This is a genomic window from Bacillus cihuensis (assembly GCF_000504145.1).
GTDB lineage: Bacteria > Bacillota > Bacilli > Bacillales > DSM-1321 > Peribacillus > Peribacillus huizhouensis.
The window spans coordinates 1,167,721-1,187,041 of the sequence record NZ_KI632495.1 but is presented as its reverse complement, the minus strand read 5'-3'; the positions used below and the strand labels follow the sequence as shown (position 1 = coordinate 1,187,041).

Below are 19,321 nucleotides of genomic sequence, written 5' to 3'. Positions count from 1 at the left end.
AAATGCAGTGGATGACCGTAATATCGATTTGGATGATACCTTTTATAATTTGCGGTATTTTGTTATACGGAACATATAAAAAAATTCCCACCTATGAAACGTTTGTTGAAGGTGGGAAAGAAGGGATCCAGATGTCCTTTGCCATCATCCCTTATTTAGTCGGCATGCTTGTCGCTATTTCTGTGTTTCGCGCTTCTGGGGCACTTGAATTTTTTGTTCAATTTCTGCGACCTTTTCTTGAATTTCTCCATGTGCCTGCTGAAATTGTTCCGCTGGCCATTATCCGCCCCATTTCAGGTACAGCAGCTCTCGGGATGACTAGTGATTTAATAGCTGTTTATGGCCCAGATTCATTTATCGGCAGACTGGCAGCGACGATACAGGGAAGTACGGATACAACGTTTTATGTGTTAACCGTTTACTTTGGGGCTGTTGGGATTAAAAAAATGGGTGATGCGTTGAAGGTTGGATTGTTGGCCGATTTAGTTGGTCTAATAGCTGCAATCGTTGTAGTTACATTTGTTTTTGGTGTTAAATAATGATGTAGGCGGGTGAAATACTATCCGTCTTTTTTTGTCTCCTTTCGTTAAGATTGTTGTTTTTTGCAAGTAACAAATTCGCGAAGATGTTGATTGTAGTGGAAGGTGCGAGGCACCTGCTTAGAGAAGCGTGTTCAGGGAGACCCCGTAAGTGCGAAGCACTGAGGAGGCTCCTAAGACCGCCCGCGGAAAGCGAGTACCTGTAACGGAAATCAACCCAGGTTAAAAGCAAAAAAGGATACGAAACCAGCCTTTTTTATGAAGGAAACAGGAACTGGTTTTCGTGAATTTGCTAATGTAGCTATTCTGTTTAGCGAGTGTGTATATTTTATGAAACACTAGTGAAACGATAATAAATAAAGGAATTTTCGGTAAATTGTAATTTGTCGAAATATCGTCAACTTTTTTTGGCAAGGTACCGAATGACTGTGGTAAACTCATATAGAATTAATCTCCATTTTTAAATGAAATAATTGTCAAAAAATATTCATTATCTGAAAAAGTAATTGCTAGTAACTGCTCATTTTTAAAGTGAAATCATCTCTTTTCATTAAAAACTTTCATTCACCTTCTTTTTTTCGGTACAATGTGTAATAATTGTATGATTGCGTTATTCTACAAACATGTTAAACAACATTTGATGAGGTGAAAGATAGATGGAAAGGTTACAAAAAGTTATTGCACATGCTGGCATGAGTTCAAGAAGAAAAGCAGAAGAGTGGATTCAAGAAGGCAAAGTGAAAGTAAATGGTAAAGTCGTAAAAGAATTAGGAATTAAAGTAGGACCGAATGATAAAGTTGAGGTAAATGGTGTCCCGCTTGAAAAAGAAAAACCTGTTTATTTCTTGTTTTATAAGCCGCGTGGCGTTATTTCTGCTGTATCGGATGATAAAAACAGGAAAGTCGTAACAGACTATTTTTATGAAATTGAGGAGCGTATTTATCCTGTAGGTCGTCTTGATTATGATACGTCTGGCTTGCTGTTGATGACTAATGATGGCGATTTTGCTAACGTATTAATGCATCCGAAGCACGAAGTAGATAAGGTGTATGTTGCAAAGGTGAAAGGAATACCACTACGTGAAAGTTTGAAGAAGCTTGAAAAAGGAATCGTATTAGAAGATGGAAAAACAGCACCTGCGAAAGTGAAGTTTCTCTCGAGTGATAAGAAAAAACAAACATCAATTATTGAGATTACGATTCACGAAGGTAGAAACCGTCAAGTAAGAAGGATGTTCGATGCAATCGGTCACCCCGTTCAGAAACTGAAAAGAGAGCGATATGGATTTTTAACATTACAAGGGCTTACTGCAGGGGATGCTCGTGAATTGACGCCTCATGAAGTGAAACAAATGAGAGCATTAGCTACTACAGATGGGAAGAGCAACAGACTAAAATAAAGGAAATTTTCTATCTAAAGTAAAATACTTTGTTATTTCGAGATAATGTCAATATGTGTAACCTGCAACAATGAAATCATGAATGAAGCATGTAGGGGGATGGTTATGGATAAAAAACAGCGCCGGCTTATTATGAGATCTGCAATTCTTGCTCTTTTAGGTGCAGCATTAGTTTTTTCATTATATGCGAATTTTACAAAAGACAAAGTAGAAGCCGTTCAAAAAGGGGACATGGCTCGAGATTTTGTGTTAACTGATCTAGATGGAAATACGCATAAACTTTCTGATTATAAGGGGCAGGGAGTGTTTTTAAATTTCTGGGGTACATGGTGTAAGCCTTGTGAATATGAAATGCCGTTTATGGATAATCAATATCAGATCTATAAAGAACAAGGGGTGCAAATTTTAGCAGTTAATGTTGGAGAATCCAATTACTCTGTTAAGAAATTTGCTGAGAAGCATCAATTAACATTTCCGATTATGATTGATAAGAATAAGCAAGTGCAAACGGCTTATAAAGTAGATCCACTACCTGTTACCTTTTTAATAGATAAAAATGGAAAAATTGTGGATACACTAACAGGCAGTCTAAGTGAGGAAAGCATTCAAAAACATATGGAGCGAATTAAACCATAACATTGGGGAGATTTTGACATGAAAGAAGTGGTGAATTGTGAGTGTGGCCATGTGAATCCACATGGCACGATTCTGTGTGAATCTTGTGGTCGGGTACTAGATGATGCCCAAAAAGACTCAAAGATGATCGATATGCGTTATGAGGGGAGCGCACGTCGATCACAGACTTATAATAAATCGATAATTGATAAGATATGGAATTTCTTCTCATCCGTAAAGGTAGGCGTCAGCTTGATCGTGATCTTGCTCATCGCTTCTTCAGTGGGGACAATTTTTCCTCAAGAACAATACATACCGCCTACTGAATTACCTGAGGTTTTTTACGAAAAAGAATATGGTTTTTCAGGTAAATTGTATTATTTATTAGGTTTTCATAATTTATACAGTTCTTGGTGGTATTTAATTTGTATCGCGATGCTTGGGACTTCTCTTTTGATTGCAAGTATTGACCGTGTTGTTCCTCTTTATCGATCGTTAAAAAAACAGAAAATCGCAAGACATGAAGGTTTTTTAAAGAAGCAGCGTCTCTTTGGGATAACGAGTACAGATAAACAAGCTAGCGATTTTGAAGAAATCAAGAAAAGCCTGGAATCCAGAAGATATAAAGTCAAAGAAGAAAACGGCAACATTCTTGCGGAAAAAGGACGATTCTCTAGATGGGGGCCGTATGTCAATCATGCTGGGCTTATCATTTTTTTGATTGGCGGAATGCTTCGATTTTTACCAGGCATGTATGTCGATGAGGTTCTTTGGCTACGAGAAGGCGAAATGAAAGAAATTCCCGGAACTGAAGGTCAATATGCACTGAAAAACAATCAATTTAAAGTAGAAGTGTATGATAAAGAGGAAGACCAAACATTCAGTGCTGCCATTGATAAAGTAGGAACAATCGTAAAAAATTATCAAGCTGATGTAACCCTCTATGAAAAAGAGGGCAATACTCTTCCTGGAGAAGATGCAAAATTTCAAAAAATTAAAGACCATTCTATCAAAGTGAATGTTCCATTAAAACACGATCATTTTGCATTCTACCAAGTCGATTATAAACTGGATGAATTGAGTGAAATGACATTTAATTTAATGAATAAAAGTACGAAAGAAACGTTTGGGACGATTACTATTTCTTTGGACGATCCAAAAACCATGTATAAATTGCAAAATGGTTATTCGGTTGAGTTAATGAGCTATTTTCCTGATTTTGAATTTGATGAAAATCAGGAACCTGTTACTAAATCACCAGTTCCAAATAATCCAGCTTTTATTTTTAATATGAAGACACCAGATAAGCCAGAAGGTGAAGTTAGTTTTGTTGCCATTCAACAAACGCTTGAGCCATTAGGAGAAAATACGTATAAGATGGCATTTGCTGGGGTAGATACACGAAATGTCACAGCACTAACTGTCAGAAAGGATCTAACATTATGGATTTTCTTTGTTGGCGGTGGCATATTCATGATTGGTGTTATACAAGGTGCTTATTGGAATCATCGACGTATTTGGATTCAAAGAAAAGATGGGGAAATTTGGCTGGCAGGACACACAAATAAAAACTGGCATGGATTAAAACGCGATATTTCCATGGTGCTGGAAGGTACGAATATAACAGAGCCAAAAGATCAGTTGGAAGCCAAAGAAGTAGGCGAAAAAGAGAAATAAGGTGGGGTATACGTGGCAGAATTAAGCGGTAACTTGTTATATGCTTCTTTTGTCCTTTATTTAGTCGGTACCTTTTTTTTCGGTGGTGCTATAAAGGATAAAAAAGGGGAAACTGAAAAAAAACAAAACAAATGGGCAATAATAGCTATTGGGTTAACAATATTAGGATTTGTTGCACAGGTTGGCTATTTTATTACAAGATGGCTAGCAAGCGGACATGCTCCAGTAAGTAATTTATTTGAATTTACAACTTTCTTTGGAATGATGCTTATAGCTGCATTTATTTTGATTTATTTTATCTACAAAACACCTGCATTAGGATTATTCGCTTTACCGATCGCTCTACTGATCATTGCCTATGCAAGTATGTTTCCTCGGGAAATATCACCACTCATTCCAGCACTTCAGAGTGATTGGTTGCATATTCATGTTACGACGGCGGCTGCTGGACAGGCGGTATTGTCCATTAGCTTTGTGGCGGCGATTTTATATCTTATAAAATCAGTTGATCAGTCAAAAAGGAACAAGAAGACGATTTGGCTTGAAGTGATTATGTTCACCATGGTAGCAACACTTGCTTTTGTCATCATCACGTCGACTTTTTCTGCATTGGATTATAAAGCAAACTTTACATGGATGAATAAATATAATAAAGAAGACGTGTTTGAATACCATTTACCTGCATTAATAGGTCCACATGAAGGCGTTTTATTGACAGAAGGGAAAATGAAACCTTTCGTAGAAATGCCTGCAATTATCGATGCAAATAAAGCAAATACAGTGATCTGGTCTCTATTTTCTGGATTAATTTTATACGGTTTACTTCGCCTGATTTTCCGTAGACGAGTGGCGGCCATTTTCAAACCGCTAGTTAAGAATGTTAACTTAGATTTAGTAGATGAGATTAGCTATCGATCGATATTAATTGGCTTCCCAATCTTTACCCTTGGAGCCTTAATCTTTGCAATGATTTGGGCACAGATTGCCTGGACACGTTTCTGGGGATGGGATCCTAAAGAAGTATGGGCTTTAATTACCTGGCTATTTTATGCAGCATTTCTTCACTTACGTCTTTCAAGAGGCTGGCATGGGGAGAAATCAGCATGGCTTGCAGTAGTAGGTTTTGCCATCATTATGTTCAATCTGATCGTTGTGAACTTAATTTTAGCTGGACTTCATTCATATGCATAACTAATTTAAGAGGCGCTTTCCATTCGTTAGAAAGGATCGCCTCTTTTCTGTATCCTAGGCTAGCTCGGTAAAAAACTGTTTAATAAAAGTATTTTGCTAAAAGGCGTGTAAACTTACATTCGAAAGAGATAATATTCTTTTTTTATGAGATGCTGCTATATTTTAATGAAACAAGCGCATGAATAAGTGAAAGATTTGTGACAAACATAATATTCATTCGTACAAAAGCAGAAAGAGAATAGAAATGCTCGCTTTCATTTTGTAAAATAGAGGTAAGAAAGGGTGCTTACATATATGGGAAATCCGATTAAAATATTAGTTGTAGATGATGAAGCGAGAATTCGTCGCTTATTACGAATGTATCTTGAAAGGGAAGACTATGAAATTGATGAGGCGGAAAATGGTGATATTGCGCTCACAAAGGCAATCGAAACAGATTATGATTTAATTCTTCTAGATATTATGATGCCAGGTAAAGATGGAATCGAAGTGTGCCGGGAATTAAGAGAAAAAAAGGCGACACCAATTATCATGTTAACGGCAAAAGGGGAAGAGGTTAACCGAGTACAAGGCTTTGAAGTAGGTACAGACGATTATATTGTAAAACCATTTAGCCCTAGGGAAGTTGTCCTAAGGGTCAAAGCATTGTTACGCAGATCCTCAAGTACAACATATGTACAATCCGAAACAGCTACGAAAGATATTATCGTCTTTCCTCATTTAACGATAGATCATGATGCACATCGAGTAACTGCTGATGGAGAAGAAGTATCTTTGACACCAAAGGAATATGAATTATTATATTTTTTGGCTAAGTCTCCTGACAAAGTATTTGACCGTGAGCAGTTACTAAAAGAAGTGTGGCATTATGAATTTTTTGGAGACCCTCGAACTGTAGACACCCATGTAAAACGACTGCGTGAAAAATTGAATCGCATATCGGAAAACGCTGCTAAGATGATAACAACCGTATGGGGTGTTGGGTATAAGTTCGAAGTTATACAAGAATGAAGCTATGGAGAAGTGTAGTTGGTAAGTTATGGGCTACCATTTTATTATTGGTTTCCCTCGTATTAATAATATTAACAATTTTACTCGTCGAGTTTTTTGGGAATTTTCAAATTGATGAAGTTGAAAATAATTTAATGAAAACTGCAAAACGAATTGTTGAAATAGCCAATACCCATGCTGACACCGATGAAGTATTACAGATTGCATCTGAAATGATTGGAATCGAAACTAAAATGCTCGTTTTGAATGATAATGACATTATTTTCAGCTCAGAATCAATGGAGAAATACGGTGTTAATCCAGAATTTCTTAAAAATGACCCTAGTCTAAACAAAGTATTCACAAAAAGGGAAATGGTAAAGAAAGAACTGCTTCTCCCACTGAAAGTTGGTAATCAAGAGATTTCAGCAATAGTTGTTGGGGTTCCGCTTGATTTAAACGGTCAACAAGATGAAGTCTTTCTCTTTCAATCACTAGAAACAATGGAAGAAGCCATTACATCTACTACAAAATTTATTCTGCTTGCAGCAGGTGTGGCAATTATCCTAACAACAATATTTGCTTTCTTTTTATCTACGAGGATTAATGCCCCATTAACAAAAATGCGGGAAGTAGCATTTGAAGTGGCTAAGGGCAAATTTGATACGAAAGTACCGATTTTGACAGGTGATGAGATTGGGGAATTGGCGATTGCTTTTAACCAAATGGGCAAACAGTTGAAGAATAATATTAGTGCATTAAACCAAGAAAAAGAGCATCTAGCTAGCATTTTAAGAAGTATGGCTGATGGCGTGATTACCTTTAATAGAGATGGAACGATATTGCAAACCAACCCGCCTGCGGAACGTTTTTTGCATAGCTGGACTTTCGAGAAACTTGAAAGTAATAGAATGGTTCCATCTGTACTCATGAATTTATTCGATCGCTCAGAACTACTTGATAAAGAACAAATTGGTGAAATTTCTTTGCAAGGGCATGATTGGGTGTTAATCGTCAGTCCTTTATATGGGAGTGAGAGCATCCGAGGTGCAGTTGCGATTATCCGTGATATGACGGATGAAAGGAAAATGGATAAACTTCGTACCGACTTCATTGCAAACGTCTCCCACGAGTTGCGAACACCGATTAGTATGCTTCAAGGGTATAGTGAAGCAATCATTGATGATATTGCCGAAAGTGAAGAGGATAAAAAAGAAATGGCAAAGGTGATTTATGATGAATCGCTTAGGATGGGACGTCTCGTTAATGACTTGCTTGATTTAGCCAGACTAGAATCGGAAAATATGCAACTTTGTTATGATTCGATACCATTGGAAGATTATTTAGAAAGAATCGTCTATAAATTTTCCGGACTTGCTAAAGAAAATGACATTATTCTGTCAACTTCATTGAAAAATCCAGAACTTAACTGGATGTTTGACCCTGACCGTATTGAACAAGTATTGACGAATTTAATTGATAATGCTATTCGTCATACCCCAGTTCGTGGAAGGGTTGAAATAATTCAACGACTAGATGAATGTCAAGGGTTGATAATAGAAGTGAAGGATTCAGGTTCGGGGATTCCAAAAGAGGATTTAGCCTTTGTGTTCGAACGCTTTTATAAAGCAGACAAGGCTAGAACTAGAGGTAGTTCAGGTACAGGACTTGGGCTTTCTATCGCTAAAAATATTATCAATGCTCACGATGGGGAAATCTCGGTTAACAGCTTGCTAGGAATTGGAACGACCTTTACCTTTATTTTGCCACGAAAAATGATAGAAAATGAATAATTCCAGAATAGTTTGCCAAAAAATCTTGTTTCATAAGAAACGCCTATGGCATGAAAATAATACTATTTACTAAGAAGGATTCATACCTTAACACCCTAGCTTCACCTAATCATGGTGGCGGTGCGGAGCTGGATTTTGGAGTACATTTCTTAATAAAGTACGTATTTCTGCAAAGTAGATTGATTTTAGTAAGTCGCGAAGCCCAATCCCCATGTCCTTAATACAAAACGCCTTTACTTAGTATTATGGTAGGAGCGTTTCTTATAAAAATAGCCCATTAAGGACCCGCTGTCACCAAAAAGAATAATGTAATTGGGGATTCAGTATAGTAAAAAAATTGTGTATTTAAAGTTCTACAAATCGGTCATATCTCATACAAATAGAGAGTTGATGAAATTTTGTGTGAGGGGATAGATATGCTGGATTATGGAAAACGATTATTGATTGTCTTGATTTTTGGGATATGTATCAGTTTGATGTTTATTGGCGGGATTGGGAAGCGTGAAGTAGACGAAGGTTTTTTTACTAGAAAACTTAACGAAAATGTGAGGCATTACTACGAACACTATATGTGAATTTTTCCTCACTTAGAGAAGCATTACCAAATGAGTCATGAACAGGCAAAAAGGGTCACCTCACACACTATATACCGTTTATCCCGCATTAACGGAAAGTCGAAAGTAAGCCCCCATCTCGAAGCTTAGAGGTGGGGGCTTACTTTCCGTAAAATCCTGATTAGTGGAGAGACAGTGAAACTTGCCTTTGTGGGTTTCAAAAGGAAGTTTAGGCCTATAAGATATGAATCATACAGATGAAGCCATAACGAGCGGCGAACTTAGTCTGTGATTTATTGGAATATAGTAAATGTGGGTTCTGATCTTTTCAAATAGAACAGCCTTTTAGATCATTAACTGATAGTTAGCTAACTTCCATGTAATGTGATTCTGTATAAAAACGTAATATCATCAAGTTGTTTAAGTTTTCTTAATATGTCATCACTTAATGGATTATCAAATGAGAGTAACATGATGGCTTCCCCACCAGCTTGTTTACGGCCAACTTGCATAGTCGCAATGTTCTCCCCGTGGTCACCGAGTATTTTACCGACACGGCCAATTACACCAGGGCGGTCCATATGCTGAACGTATAGCAGATTTCCTTCAGGATGGAAATCAATTGTGAAATCATTTAAACGAACGATACGTGAGCCATAGTGATCTACATATGTTCCACTAATGCCAAGTTGTTTGTTATCACCTTTGGCTGTAACGGTAATGAAGTTACTATAGCCAAAGGTATCGTGTGAAGTTTTTTCGCCGATTGTCAGGCCGCGCTCTTTGGCAATCAAAAAAGCATTTACTTCATTGACGGGCACATCTAATCTAGACTTAAAGAACCCAGATAACAAACTTTTTGTTAATATACTTGTATCAAAATCCAACACTTCACCTGCGTAATTCACCGTAATTTCATGAATTCCCTCAGGCATACTTTGACTGACAATAGAGCCCATCTGTTTTATTAGTTCATAAAAAGGTTGGACTTTAGCAAAAACTTCTTTGGATATCGCAGGAAGATTGATAGAACTCGTGACAGGATTACCATTAAGGAAAGATAAAACTTCTTGGGCAACTTGGGTCGCTACATTTAATTGGGCTTCTTTCGTTGATGCCCCAAGGTGAGGTGTTGCAATAACTGAATCAAGTTCGAGTAACTGATGTCCAAGTGGTGGTTCTTCTGCAAAAACATCAATGGCAGCTCCAGCAATATGCCCCTTAATAATTAATTCGTACAAATCTTCTTCATTTATAATGCCGCCTCTAGCGCAATTTAATAGATATACCCCTTTTTTGCATGTTAATAAATTTTTTTTATTAATTAGGTTTCTGGTTTCTGGTGTAAGAGGGGTATGTACCGTTATAATATCAGCCAAGGTTAATAGTTTTGCCAGCTCAAGCGATGTCACACCCATTTTCTTCGCTCGATCAGACGTTAAGAATGGATCATAGACGAGCACATCCATGCCGAAAACTTTGGCGCGTTTAGCTATTTCACTGCCGATTCTACCCATTCCGACAATTCCTAGATTTTTTCCGTATAGCTCTGTTCCTATAAATGAAGATCGTTTCCATTCTCCATTCTTAAGTGAAGCTCGAGCTTGAGGGATATGGCGCATTAAAGCAGCCATCATGGCAAAAGTGTGCTCAGCTGTCGAGATTGTGTTCCCGTCCGGTGCGTTGACAACGACGATACCGCGTTTAGTAGCAGCGGGGACATCGATATTATCGATTCCGACCCCAGCCCGAGCGATGATTTTCAGATTTGGCATAGAAGAAATTAATTCTTCAGTCACAGTGGTTGCGCTTCTAACAAGAATTGCATCGATTTCATGAAGTTGATGTTTTGCTTCTACTACTGTTTTTTCAATGAGATGGACCTTTGGACTTTCTAATAATGGTCCGAGCCCTTCTGGTTTAATTGCATCTGCCACTAAAATCTGGTACAAAACCAAACACCACCCATCCTGTATAATTCACTTAATTTTCAGTTAATTTTACAGGATGGGTATACGAGTGTCAATTTGAGATAGATGTAAAAAATATGTAAATCTTTAGTGTTTCTAAAAATAATGTGGTTTGGTAGAAATAAAAAAGCAAGAAAAAGATTATATCCCGCATTAACGGAAAGTCAAACCCCTCACTAATTGAAGTATCACTTAATAAGTAAATTAGATGTTTCTCAAGTAAAACGAACAAGGTTTTTATCATTTATCACTTATTTAGTCATATTGCAAATTTAAATCCTTGCTTTTTTTTACGTTCAATGATAAATTAATACCAATTAAGATAGTATGAATATGTGAGAATGGATGTGAAATAGATTAGTAGCAGCTTGTTATCAATCTTAAGATAGGTAAAGGATGCTAATCTGATCACATAAACTTTTACTTATGTCGTACTGGTTAATTACTTTTTCGGATACGAAAAAAATTGAATAGGTCTATCTTCGGGGCGGGGTGTAATTCCCCACCGGCGGTGATGAAGTAAATCTTCAAAGCCCGCGAACCTTCGGGTTGATTTGGTGAGATTCCAAAGCCGACAGTATAGTCTGGATGGGAGAAGATGGAGGTCTCTTGAGAAATGTTCAAATTCACATGACTTGAACGTTTATTTGCTGATACCTTTAAAGCTCCCTTTAGTTCTTTGAATTAAAGGGTATTTTAATGGATGCAAATCATTTCGATGGAACCAATCCTCTTTTTCGTGGGGTAGATCACAAAAAAGAAGGAGAGAGATCTATGAAGGTGTACAATGTAAAGAAACTGGTAATTTTGGCGATGTTAGGGAGTATTTCTTATGTGTTAATGTTATTGAATTTTCCATTCCCAGGTTTACCACCATTTTTAAAGATTGATTTTAGCGATATTCCAGCGATAATAGCTGCGCTTATTTTCGGTCCTGTTGCAGGGATTATTGTTGAATTGCTTAAAAACGTATTGGATTTTGTTATGATTGGAAGTCCGACGGGCGTTCCTGTAGGACATATTGCTAACTTTGTTGCTGGGGTATTATTCGTTCTGCCAACATATTATATTTTTAAGATGTTAAATTCAAAACACGGTATGACAATTGCTTTAGTTATGGGTACTATTATCATGTCATTGTTTATGAGTGTGCTAAATTATTATGTGATTCTTCCGGCGTATACGTTATTTATGAACTGGGATGCCATGTCATCTCAGGAAACAAGACAATTTGTTACAACTGCAATCCTTCCATTCAACATTTTGAAGGGTGGATTGATTACCATCGTATTTACGCTGCTTTATATAAGAATGAAAACGTGGATTGAAAAACAAGCATTATCACACAATGTTTGAAGTGAATAGTTGAAAAAGGATGAAGGTATCTCAAAAGGGTCTGACTCTTTTGAGATACCTTCATCTTTTTTTATAGATGCAGTAAAAAGAGCTATCCCGTAAAAAAAGATCGGACCTCATACCTAGAATTAGTAGAGGCCAGACCTTTAAGGATAGCTCTTTGAATATCAAGTTAATTATTACTCAAATTTAGTAGCGTCCCCATCAAATGGTTCATCTGCAATTTTGATGGAATCTGTTGGACAGCCTTCAAATGCGTCCATCATATCATCTAAAAGAACATCAGGAACTTCAACTGTTCCCTCATTATCATCTAGTATAACGAAAGCAATGCCTTCATCATCATAATCATAAATGTCAGGCGCCGCAGCTCCACAAGCACCACAAGCGATGCAAGTATCCTTGTCAACGATTGTATATTTAGCCATTACAAAACTCCTCCCGGTAAATCCGAACTTTTCTACTTCTAAATTGTTTCATGTATTCATACTTCCTTATTGTAAAACTGAATGTAGAAATTTTCAATATAAATGTAATGAAAACACTATTTGTACTAGGTCTTGTCAAATTAAAATATGCATTTGTGATATAAATCCGATTGATTTACAAAAAAATGCTCATTTTTTATAAATCAATCGGGTTTCATGACCTATAAACTTCAATGATTTGGTACAATGGTAACAAAGATTATAACAAGGTTGTGAATATAATACATGCAAAATTACTTTGACATGATCGTACTCGATTGTATTCGTATTATTAATGGAGAACGCTCCGTTTACGCTATTTTGCATATGCTAAAGGGGAAAAAATCGTCTCAAACGATTCAAGATGTTCATCTGTTTGGACTAACCAAGCTGTTAGGTACACTACCTGATTTGACAAGAAGACAGCTTGAAATAACTGTTGATTATTTGCTTCAATCAGGGTTGATTAGTACTTTATCTCAGAATGGCTATTATATGATAACCTCAATCGGTCAGGAATTGTTAAAACAACATCTGGACAAGTACCCATTTCCAGAAACTTTGAATGGATTTAGATTTCAAAATCGTACCCAAACGTATTGGAGTAGATTAAGCCTTCTTATTCAAACTATATCACATATTATTCACAAGCAAAATCGATTTTATCCGATTCAACGGAATTTTCAAACCCAAACATGGGTCAAGCGGTATCTAGCCCTAAATCGACAAAATCGAGCGGAAATTGGCCGACATTTATTTGATGAATTATCGATGCTTTTAGAGAAAAGACCAGAAAAGGAAAGAGATATTTTTGTAAAAAGATTAACAGGTATTGATCGCATAGGAAGTACTTATTCGCAAATCGCCAAAGAATTAGATGATGACGAGTGGCATGTACGGTACTTATTTCTCGGTACAATTCATTTTATGTTACAAAAAATGGATGACACATCCGGGGAATATCCTTATTTAAATAGTGTGGGTAAAGATATTCAAGGCAATTCTCATATTCAGTTAACGAACTCGACACAGATGACATTAAAGTATTTAAAAGCAGGAAAATCATTAGAAGAGATTTCCTATATTAGAAAATTGAAGCGAAGTACAATTGAAGATCATATTGTGGAATTAGCTTACTCTGATCCTCAGTTTAATATTTCACGCTTTATGACTCCAAAAATTGCTGAAGAAATAAGAGTAGCTTCTAAAACGAGCCGAACGAAACAATTACGAGCTATTAAAGAAATCGTGGACAATAGTGAAATTAGCTATTTTCAAATTCGTCTTGTCCTGGCGAAAGTAGGTGATGATTCATGAACTTAGAAGACATTTTACTCAAGCAATTCGGCTTTAACACGTTTCGACCCGGCCAAAAAGAAGTTATCGAGTCGCTTCTAAGAGGGAAAGATACATTAGCCATGCTACCGACTGGTTCTGGGAAATCATTATGCTACCAGTTTCCAGCTTATGTATTAAAAAAATCGGTTTTAATCGTTTCACCTTTGCTATCCCTTATGCAGGACCAAGCGGAACAACTAAAAATGCGAGGTGAAAAAAGCGTAATCACATTGAATTCATTTTTAACCTATGAAAAGAAAAGGGAAGCAATTGAGCATTTAGACTCGTATCGCTTCATTTACTTATCACCAGAAATGCTTGCAATTCCGCGTATCATTGAGCGATTGCAAAAGCTTGAGATTGGATTATTCGTCATTGATGAAGCGCACTGTATTTCGCAATGGGGGTATGATTTCAGAACGGATTACTTGAACTTAGGAAATGTAAGGAGTATATTGAACAATCCGCTTACGTTGGCATTAACGGCCACCGCTACAAAAACGGTTCAAACAGATATTAAAGACAAACTAAAGCTTGAGCAACCAAAAGAAGTCATTACTTCAGTGGATCGTAGTAATATTGCCTATATGGTCGAGGAATTTTCTTCATATGATGAAAAGCTAAAAAGGCTGATGCAACTGGTGAACAGTTTTGATGGCGCAGCGATCATTTATTTTTCGAGTAAGAAAGCAGCCGAATCTGTTGCGACCTTTTTACAGGAAAATGGAGTTAAAAATATAGATTATTACCACGGGGGGATGGAACAAGAACAAAGAATGCTGATCCAGCAGCAGTTTCTTCGTGGGCAATTACGTATCATATGCGCGACCTCTGCATTTGGGATGGGCGTGAATAAAAATAATGTAAGAGTGGTTATTCATTTTCATTTACCACAAGGAATGGAAGCTTATTTACAGGAAATAGGCAGAGCAGGCCGTGACGGGTTGCAAAGTGTAGCCATTTTATTGTATTGTGACGGCGATGAAGGTTTACCACTACATTTAGTAGAGCAGCAATTGCCAACAAATTATCAAATTGAACAAACTTGTGCATCACTTCATGAAGTAGGGATTTGGAATATTGAACCGAAACTAGAAATAGACTTAAGAGAAAAGTTTACACTGACAGATGTGCAGTGGAGATGGATTACACATTATGTAAAAGAATTTGAACAAGAAGAGCCATTATTGATAACTGAGAAGTTAAAGCAGATCGCTCAAACGAGAAGGGTTGAAAATCAAACGAAACTTGAACGTTTTTTTCGTTGGATAGCGGTTGAAGACTGCAGACGGGAAAATATTCTGTCTTACTTCGATGTTATGCTAACAGAAAAAAATCAAACATGCTGTGATCGTTGCGGAGTGGTGACAGAAGAGCTATTAGAAATTTTACCTCATGATGAACAAGCCGGTAGAGCGCTAAAGAAAACATGGAAGCAAGAATTGGCAGCCATATTGATAGGAGAAGCAAAAAACATTGAAGAACAAACAAGCTGAACTCATTGGACGACTTAGCAATCGTGAGCTACATATGCAGTTATTTTTCACACAGATTTTGCTTTTGGTCATTTCTGTCATACTTGGGTTTTGGTTATTTGATGATTTTTCATCCTTTACGAAAATCTTTCACTCGGAATGGAAAATTATTTATATTGGAGTAAGTGCAGGACTCATTGTCGTTCTGTTTGATTTAGTGTTGATGAAACTCCTCCCAGAATCTTATTATAATGACGGGGGAATTAATGAAAGAATCTTCACGAGTTTGTCATACCCGATGGTTGCCGTTGTTGCAAGTATGGTTGCTGTAAGTGAGGAACTTCTGTTCAGAGGAGTTTTACAAACCCATATTGGCTTACTATGGACAAGTGTTCTCTTTGCCCTTGTTCATTATCGCTATTTGTTTCACCCATTTTTATTCGTTAATATCATAGTAGTCAGTTTTTTTATTGGCTTTATATTTGAAATGACAGGGAATTTATATGTAACAATTAGTATGCATTTCACGATTGATTTCATTTTAGGGCTAATAATTAAAGTGAAAAAAGGAAAGAACCTAGATAGAAAGAGGGAAGATAGATGAATCCCGAGAATACACCAAATGAGTATCAAAAAAATCATGTAAACATGAACTCGAAACCTTTGCCGAGCAGGAGTGAGATACGAGCGAAAAAGAAAAAAAAACGAAAGAATAAGTTTCTGTTAATTAAGCTATTAGCTGCTTTTTTTATTGCCATGCCGATTGCCATATTTTTTCTTTTACCGTTTTTAGAAAAACAAAAGCCGATTTCATTATCTCCACAAAAGCTAGTAAGTGGCTTTGAAACGGTAGAAGTAACAAAGCACACGGATGGTATAAAATCAAATGAAATGACGGAAGAAAAGCAGGGAAAAACGAATGATTCAGAAACGATACCTGCTAGTGCTAACCGACCAATAGAGTCTGAAAAAACTCAAGAGAAAGCATCTGTTATAGAGAGAAAAGATAAGAAACAGGAGTCAAAAGATGGGTATCAGATTGTTTACCATACCGTTTCGCCAAATGAAAGTTTATTTATTATTTCTATGAACTATTATAATTCAGGTGATGGTATTGACTTCATAAAAGAATGGAATCATATACAGGGAGATGAAATACAAGTAGGTCAAGTTTTAGAAATCCCATTAAAGGAAAAAGAATAAGAGATTTCTATCATTTTATTTGGACAAGTGCATATAGTGATGGTGTAGACGCATTGGAGGGGAAGCGAATGGAGTCAGCCATCCTATTATTAGACGATAATACTGATCAGGCGACGAAACAAATGCTGCAACATGTAGTAGAAAGAAAAAGAAAATATGAGGCATTGAAAAAAAAACATCTTAGAACAATATGGGCAACCATTATTTCCGCAGGATCATTGTTTGCCTACCTATATATTGCTATAATTATTCCTTATTCTTATTCATTTTTCACAATGTTTTCTGTGTTCGTTGATCAGTTTGCACATATGTTATTTTTATTAATAACAGCGGGATTGTACGGCTATATGGGTATCATGAAGAAAAAGGTTGATAAAGCAGAACTTGAATATCATACGATGCGAAAAGAAATCATTCATAAAAGCAAAGAGCTATGGAAGGCTGAACTGAAATGGAAAAATCGCCATAAGGTGTTCGAAATGATGAAGAAAAATTATGATATAAATCTGTATCATGAAAGTAAATAAAGACAACATATACATGCTGTTTCTGCATGATATGTAAATTGTTTAATTAGGGGGGCATGACTCTTTGACTTTGAGTCAGCCTATTTTTTTTATGAAGGACACGGGGACAGGGCTTCGCGACTTAACAATACAACAAATCTTCTTAGCAGGTAAACTAATTTATATTGAGAAACATTCCGAATACCGGCTGCGCACCGCCACCATTATGATTAGGTGAGTGCAACTTGTTAAATGATTGATCCTTCATGGAAAATGGTTGAGTTTTACCCCATACAACTTTGTTAATCAAATGGTAAGTGATTAGAAGGAAGGCAGACAATAGATGATATTAAACGGAGTAATTTTAGGGATTGCCATAATTGTAGTCCTTGTCTTGTATATGTGGCGAATGGCATTTTTAAATAGAATTTTAGTACAAACATTGAACTTTGAAGCTTTTGAGTCGTCTGATCCTATATCTTTATTTTTTATATCTGATATTCATAGAAGGAAGATTTCTCCTAAACTAATTGATTTTGTCCGTAATAAAGCGGACTTTGTCATCATTGGTGGTGATTTAAGAGAAGGTGGCGTTCCGATAGAACGAGTGGCTGCGAATATTGAAAAATTAAAAGAAATTGGGCCTGTCTATTTCGTTTGGGGAAATAATGATTATGAACAAAATGAGCAAGAATTATTAAATAAGCTTGAGGAACAAAATGTGATAATCCTTAACAATAAATCAATGAGAATTAACGTGTCTGAAAATCAAAAAATCACACTGCTTGGCATTGAAGATATCGGTGAAAAAAAAGCGCGATATGATTTGGCTCTTAGAGATGCTGATGAGCATGATTTCAGAATATTAATCAGCCACAACCCACTAATTGCTAAAGAGGTTAAAAGTGAGCATAATATTCAGCTTGTTTTATCAGGCCATACTCATGGAGGACAAATTAGATTTTTTGGTATTGGTCCATATGAGCTCGGAGGGTTATCTAAAGCTGGAAAATCGCTTTTTTTAACGAGTAATGGATATGGAACAAGCACGTTACCTTTACGTTTAGGAGCAAAACCAGAGACGCATTTACTAACACTTAATGGAAACGGTTCGGAAGATCACTCAAAAGTCATTGAACTATAGTAACAACAATCAAGTTGATTTCAAAAGTGAACGAACAAAATGGTATGAGATTGAGGAATCAAAATAGAAGCGAAAAAGGATATGCACCGTGAATAATCGTTTACATATGATGTATGAAAATGGTTATTCAGGGGGCATTTTTTATGAAGCTGGAGCGATTGACGAATAACAAGATAAAAATATTTTTAACATTCGATGACTTGTTTGATCGAGGAATAACCATAGAAGATATTAAAGCTAATTCTCTAAAGGTTCACAAACTTTTTCAAGAAATGGTGGAAGAAGCTTGTGAGGAAATGAATTTTAAAATGAGCGGATCAATTGCGGTTGAAATTTTTTCCTTACAGGCACAAGGGTTAATTATTGTTGTGTCAAAAGACGAGGAAGACAGTTTGACAGAGGAAGATGAGTACTTGGATTTAGAAGTTCGGATTGGTGAGCATCCATATATTCTATATATGTTTGCCGATATTGAAGCAGTAATTCAACTTGCATATTGTATCAAACATATGGATGTTTGTATCACCCTTTATGAGTTTGAAGGTCAATATTATTTTTTAATTGAAAAGGTATCTAAAGAATCATATGATACAATCATTTCACTTGCTGCTGAATATGGCTATGTGTCTACACTGACTATTTACAGATTAAAGGAATATGGAAATTGTATTATACCTGAAAACGCACATTTAATACTTACGAAATATTTTTCTAAATAAACATGCAATTAAAAAGGTAAAGAGCAATAGCTACAAAAACAAGACTTAATTGCTCTTTCCTGCTTTTTAAATCACAAGTCTACTTGTTATCTACAAAAGTAGTGATGAGTTAAATGATATCGCTTTCAATAAATTTGTGATTAATCTTCTTTTTCCAACTATAATGCTTTGCAGAAGTGATACAAAGGTGTATACTCTTGTATGAAGGACATGGGGACGGGGATTGGATTTACTAAGGTAGCCGATCTTTTTATCAGGTATACTGATTTATCAAGAAAGTCCAAAATTCCGGCTTCGCTACCGCCACCTTTGATTTGGCGAGTGTAGCGTACTTCATGATATATCCTTCATGGTAAATGGTGGCGTTTTTTTGTAAGATGACCT

Annotated in this window: 18 protein-coding genes and 1 riboswitch; of the genes, 16 read left to right on the top strand and 2 right to left on the bottom strand. The window is 36.4% G+C overall.

The window, feature by feature from the left end; all coding sequences use genetic code 11:
* Positions 1–2: 2 nt before the first annotated feature.
* From V179_RS0111595 to V179_RS31045, 8 genes are all read left to right on the top strand, one after another.
* Positions 3–539: a spore maturation protein gene (locus tag V179_RS0111595; protein ID WP_028391594.1), complete on the top strand. Its 537-nt coding sequence runs from the start codon at positions 3–5 to the stop codon at positions 537–539.
* Positions 540–1,195: 656 nt separating this feature from the next.
* On the top strand, positions 1,196–1,939 hold the full coding sequence (gene rluB, locus V179_RS0111590; protein WP_028391593.1) for a 23S rRNA pseudouridine(2605) synthase RluB: 744 nt from the start codon (positions 1,196–1,198) through the stop codon (positions 1,937–1,939).
* A 105-nt stretch (positions 1,940–2,044) separates the two neighbouring features.
* Entirely contained in the window at positions 2,045–2,575 is a 531-nt protein-coding gene (resA, locus tag V179_RS0111585; protein ID WP_028391592.1) for a thiol-disulfide oxidoreductase ResA, read from the top strand.
* A gap of 18 nt (positions 2,576–2,593) precedes the next feature.
* Positions 2,594–4,231 (top strand): cytochrome c biogenesis protein ResB, encoded by a 1,638-nt coding sequence (gene resB, locus V179_RS0111580; protein WP_028391591.1) that lies wholly within the window; start codon positions 2,594–2,596, stop codon positions 4,229–4,231.
* A gap of 12 nt (positions 4,232–4,243) precedes the next feature.
* The gene (gene ccsB / locus V179_RS0111575) at positions 4,244–5,422 is read left to right on the top strand and encodes a c-type cytochrome biogenesis protein CcsB (protein ID WP_028391590.1); all 1,179 of its coding nucleotides are present in this window, start codon (positions 4,244–4,246) and stop codon (positions 5,420–5,422) included.
* A 294-nt stretch (positions 5,423–5,716) separates the two neighbouring features.
* The gene (locus tag V179_RS0111570; RefSeq protein ID WP_028391589.1) at positions 5,717–6,433 is read left to right on the top strand and encodes a response regulator transcription factor; all 717 of its coding nucleotides are present in this window, start codon (positions 5,717–5,719) and stop codon (positions 6,431–6,433) included.
* Positions 6,430–8,205, top strand: coding sequence for an ATP-binding protein (locus tag V179_RS0111565; RefSeq protein ID WP_028391588.1), 1,776 nt, complete (start codon positions 6,430–6,432; stop codon positions 8,203–8,205). Before V179_RS0111570 ends, V179_RS0111565 begins: the two co-directional genes overlap by 4 nt.
* Positions 8,206–8,621: 416 nt before the next feature.
* Positions 8,622–8,780, top strand: a complete 159-nt coding sequence (locus tag V179_RS31045) for a hypothetical protein (RefSeq protein ID WP_154664005.1) — start codon at positions 8,622–8,624, stop codon at positions 8,778–8,780.
* Positions 8,781–9,127: 347 nt separating this feature from the next.
* Here V179_RS31045 and serA read toward each other — a convergent pair whose 3' ends face one another.
* Entirely contained in the window at positions 9,128–10,711 is a 1,584-nt protein-coding gene (gene serA / locus V179_RS0111555; RefSeq protein ID WP_028391587.1) for a phosphoglycerate dehydrogenase, read from the bottom strand.
* 492 nt (positions 10,712–11,203) lie between these two features.
* A riboswitch (FMN riboswitch) is annotated at positions 11,204–11,333 on the top strand.
* Positions 11,334–11,503: 170 nt separating this feature from the next.
* On the opposite strand from serA, the gene V179_RS0111550 reads away from it, so the two are divergent.
* Positions 11,504–12,085 (top strand): ECF transporter S component, encoded by a 582-nt coding sequence (locus V179_RS0111550; RefSeq protein WP_028391586.1) that lies wholly within the window; start codon positions 11,504–11,506, stop codon positions 12,083–12,085.
* 179 nt (positions 12,086–12,264) lie between these two features.
* Here V179_RS0111550 and V179_RS0111545 read toward each other — a convergent pair whose 3' ends face one another.
* Complete coding sequence (locus tag V179_RS0111545; protein WP_028391585.1) at positions 12,265–12,513, bottom strand: ferredoxin; 249 nt, start codon at positions 12,511–12,513, stop codon at positions 12,265–12,267.
* 285 nt (positions 12,514–12,798) lie between these two features.
* On the opposite strand from V179_RS0111545, the gene V179_RS0111540 reads away from it, so the two are divergent.
* The 7 genes from V179_RS0111540 to V179_RS0111505 all read left to right on the top strand — a co-directional run bounded on the left by V179_RS0111540 (position 12,799) and on the right by V179_RS0111505 (position 18,937).
* The gene (locus V179_RS0111540) at positions 12,799–13,869 is read left to right on the top strand and encodes a helix-turn-helix domain-containing protein (RefSeq protein ID WP_028391584.1); all 1,071 of its coding nucleotides are present in this window, start codon (positions 12,799–12,801) and stop codon (positions 13,867–13,869) included.
* The gene (locus tag V179_RS0111535) at positions 13,866–15,386 is read left to right on the top strand and encodes a RecQ family ATP-dependent DNA helicase (RefSeq protein ID WP_028391583.1); all 1,521 of its coding nucleotides are present in this window, start codon (positions 13,866–13,868) and stop codon (positions 15,384–15,386) included. The genes V179_RS0111540 and V179_RS0111535 overlap by 4 nt, the downstream gene beginning before the upstream one ends.
* Positions 15,367–15,969: a CPBP family intramembrane glutamic endopeptidase gene (locus tag V179_RS0111530; RefSeq protein WP_028391582.1), complete on the top strand. Its 603-nt coding sequence runs from the start codon at positions 15,367–15,369 to the stop codon at positions 15,967–15,969. Before V179_RS0111535 ends, V179_RS0111530 begins: the two co-directional genes overlap by 20 nt.
* Positions 15,966–16,568 carry a LysM peptidoglycan-binding domain-containing protein gene (locus V179_RS29115; RefSeq protein WP_051404936.1) on the top strand — a complete coding sequence of 201 codons (603 nt, stop codon included), beginning with the start codon at positions 15,966–15,968 and terminating at the stop codon, positions 16,566–16,568. Before V179_RS0111530 ends, V179_RS29115 begins: the two co-directional genes overlap by 4 nt.
* Before the next feature lie 68 nt (positions 16,569–16,636).
* Positions 16,637–17,095, top strand: coding sequence for a YpbF family protein (locus V179_RS0111520; RefSeq protein WP_028391581.1), 459 nt, complete (start codon positions 16,637–16,639; stop codon positions 17,093–17,095).
* A gap of 322 nt (positions 17,096–17,417) precedes the next feature.
* Positions 17,418–18,218, top strand: a complete 801-nt coding sequence (locus V179_RS0111510) for a metallophosphoesterase (RefSeq protein WP_034301063.1) — start codon at positions 17,418–17,420, stop codon at positions 18,216–18,218.
* A 143-nt stretch (positions 18,219–18,361) separates the two neighbouring features.
* Entirely contained in the window at positions 18,362–18,937 is a 576-nt protein-coding gene (locus V179_RS0111505) for an adaptor protein MecA (RefSeq protein WP_028391579.1), read from the top strand.
* The last annotated feature ends 384 nt before the right edge of the window (positions 18,938–19,321 follow it).

Excerpts from the sequence above, each read along its gene's own strand:
- V179_RS0111595 (WP_028391594.1), top strand. The coding sequence starts at position 3 with ATGCAGTGGATGACCGTAATATCGATTTGGATGATACCTTTTATAATT.
- rluB (WP_028391593.1), top strand. The coding sequence starts at position 1,196 with ATGGAAAGGTTACAAAAAGTTATTGCACATGCTGGCATGAGTTCAAGA.
- resA (WP_028391592.1), top strand. The coding sequence starts at position 2,045 with ATGGATAAAAAACAGCGCCGGCTTATTATGAGATCTGCAATTCTTGCT.
- resB (WP_028391591.1), top strand. The coding sequence starts at position 2,594 with ATGAAAGAAGTGGTGAATTGTGAGTGTGGCCATGTGAATCCACATGGC.
- V179_RS0111570 (WP_028391589.1), top strand. The coding sequence starts at position 5,717 with ATGGGAAATCCGATTAAAATATTAGTTGTAGATGATGAAGCGAGAATT.
- V179_RS0111565 (WP_028391588.1), top strand. The coding sequence starts at position 6,430 with ATGAAGCTATGGAGAAGTGTAGTTGGTAAGTTATGGGCTACCATTTTA.
- V179_RS31045 (WP_154664005.1), top strand. The coding sequence starts at position 8,622 with ATGCTGGATTATGGAAAACGATTATTGATTGTCTTGATTTTTGGGATA.
- V179_RS0111550 (WP_028391586.1), top strand. The coding sequence starts at position 11,504 with ATGAAGGTGTACAATGTAAAGAAACTGGTAATTTTGGCGATGTTAGGG.
- V179_RS0111545 (WP_028391585.1), bottom strand. The coding sequence starts at position 12,513 with ATGGCTAAATATACAATCGTTGACAAGGATACTTGCATCGCTTGTGGT.
- V179_RS0111540 (WP_028391584.1), top strand. The coding sequence starts at position 12,799 with ATGCAAAATTACTTTGACATGATCGTACTCGATTGTATTCGTATTATT.
- V179_RS0111535 (WP_028391583.1), top strand. The coding sequence starts at position 13,866 with ATGAACTTAGAAGACATTTTACTCAAGCAATTCGGCTTTAACACGTTT.
- V179_RS29115 (WP_051404936.1), top strand. The coding sequence starts at position 15,966 with ATGAATCCCGAGAATACACCAAATGAGTATCAAAAAAATCATGTAAAC.
- V179_RS0111520 (WP_028391581.1), top strand. The coding sequence starts at position 16,637 with ATGGAGTCAGCCATCCTATTATTAGACGATAATACTGATCAGGCGACG.
- V179_RS0111510 (WP_034301063.1), top strand. The coding sequence starts at position 17,418 with ATGATATTAAACGGAGTAATTTTAGGGATTGCCATAATTGTAGTCCTT.
- V179_RS0111505 (WP_028391579.1), top strand. The coding sequence starts at position 18,362 with ATGAAGCTGGAGCGATTGACGAATAACAAGATAAAAATATTTTTAACA.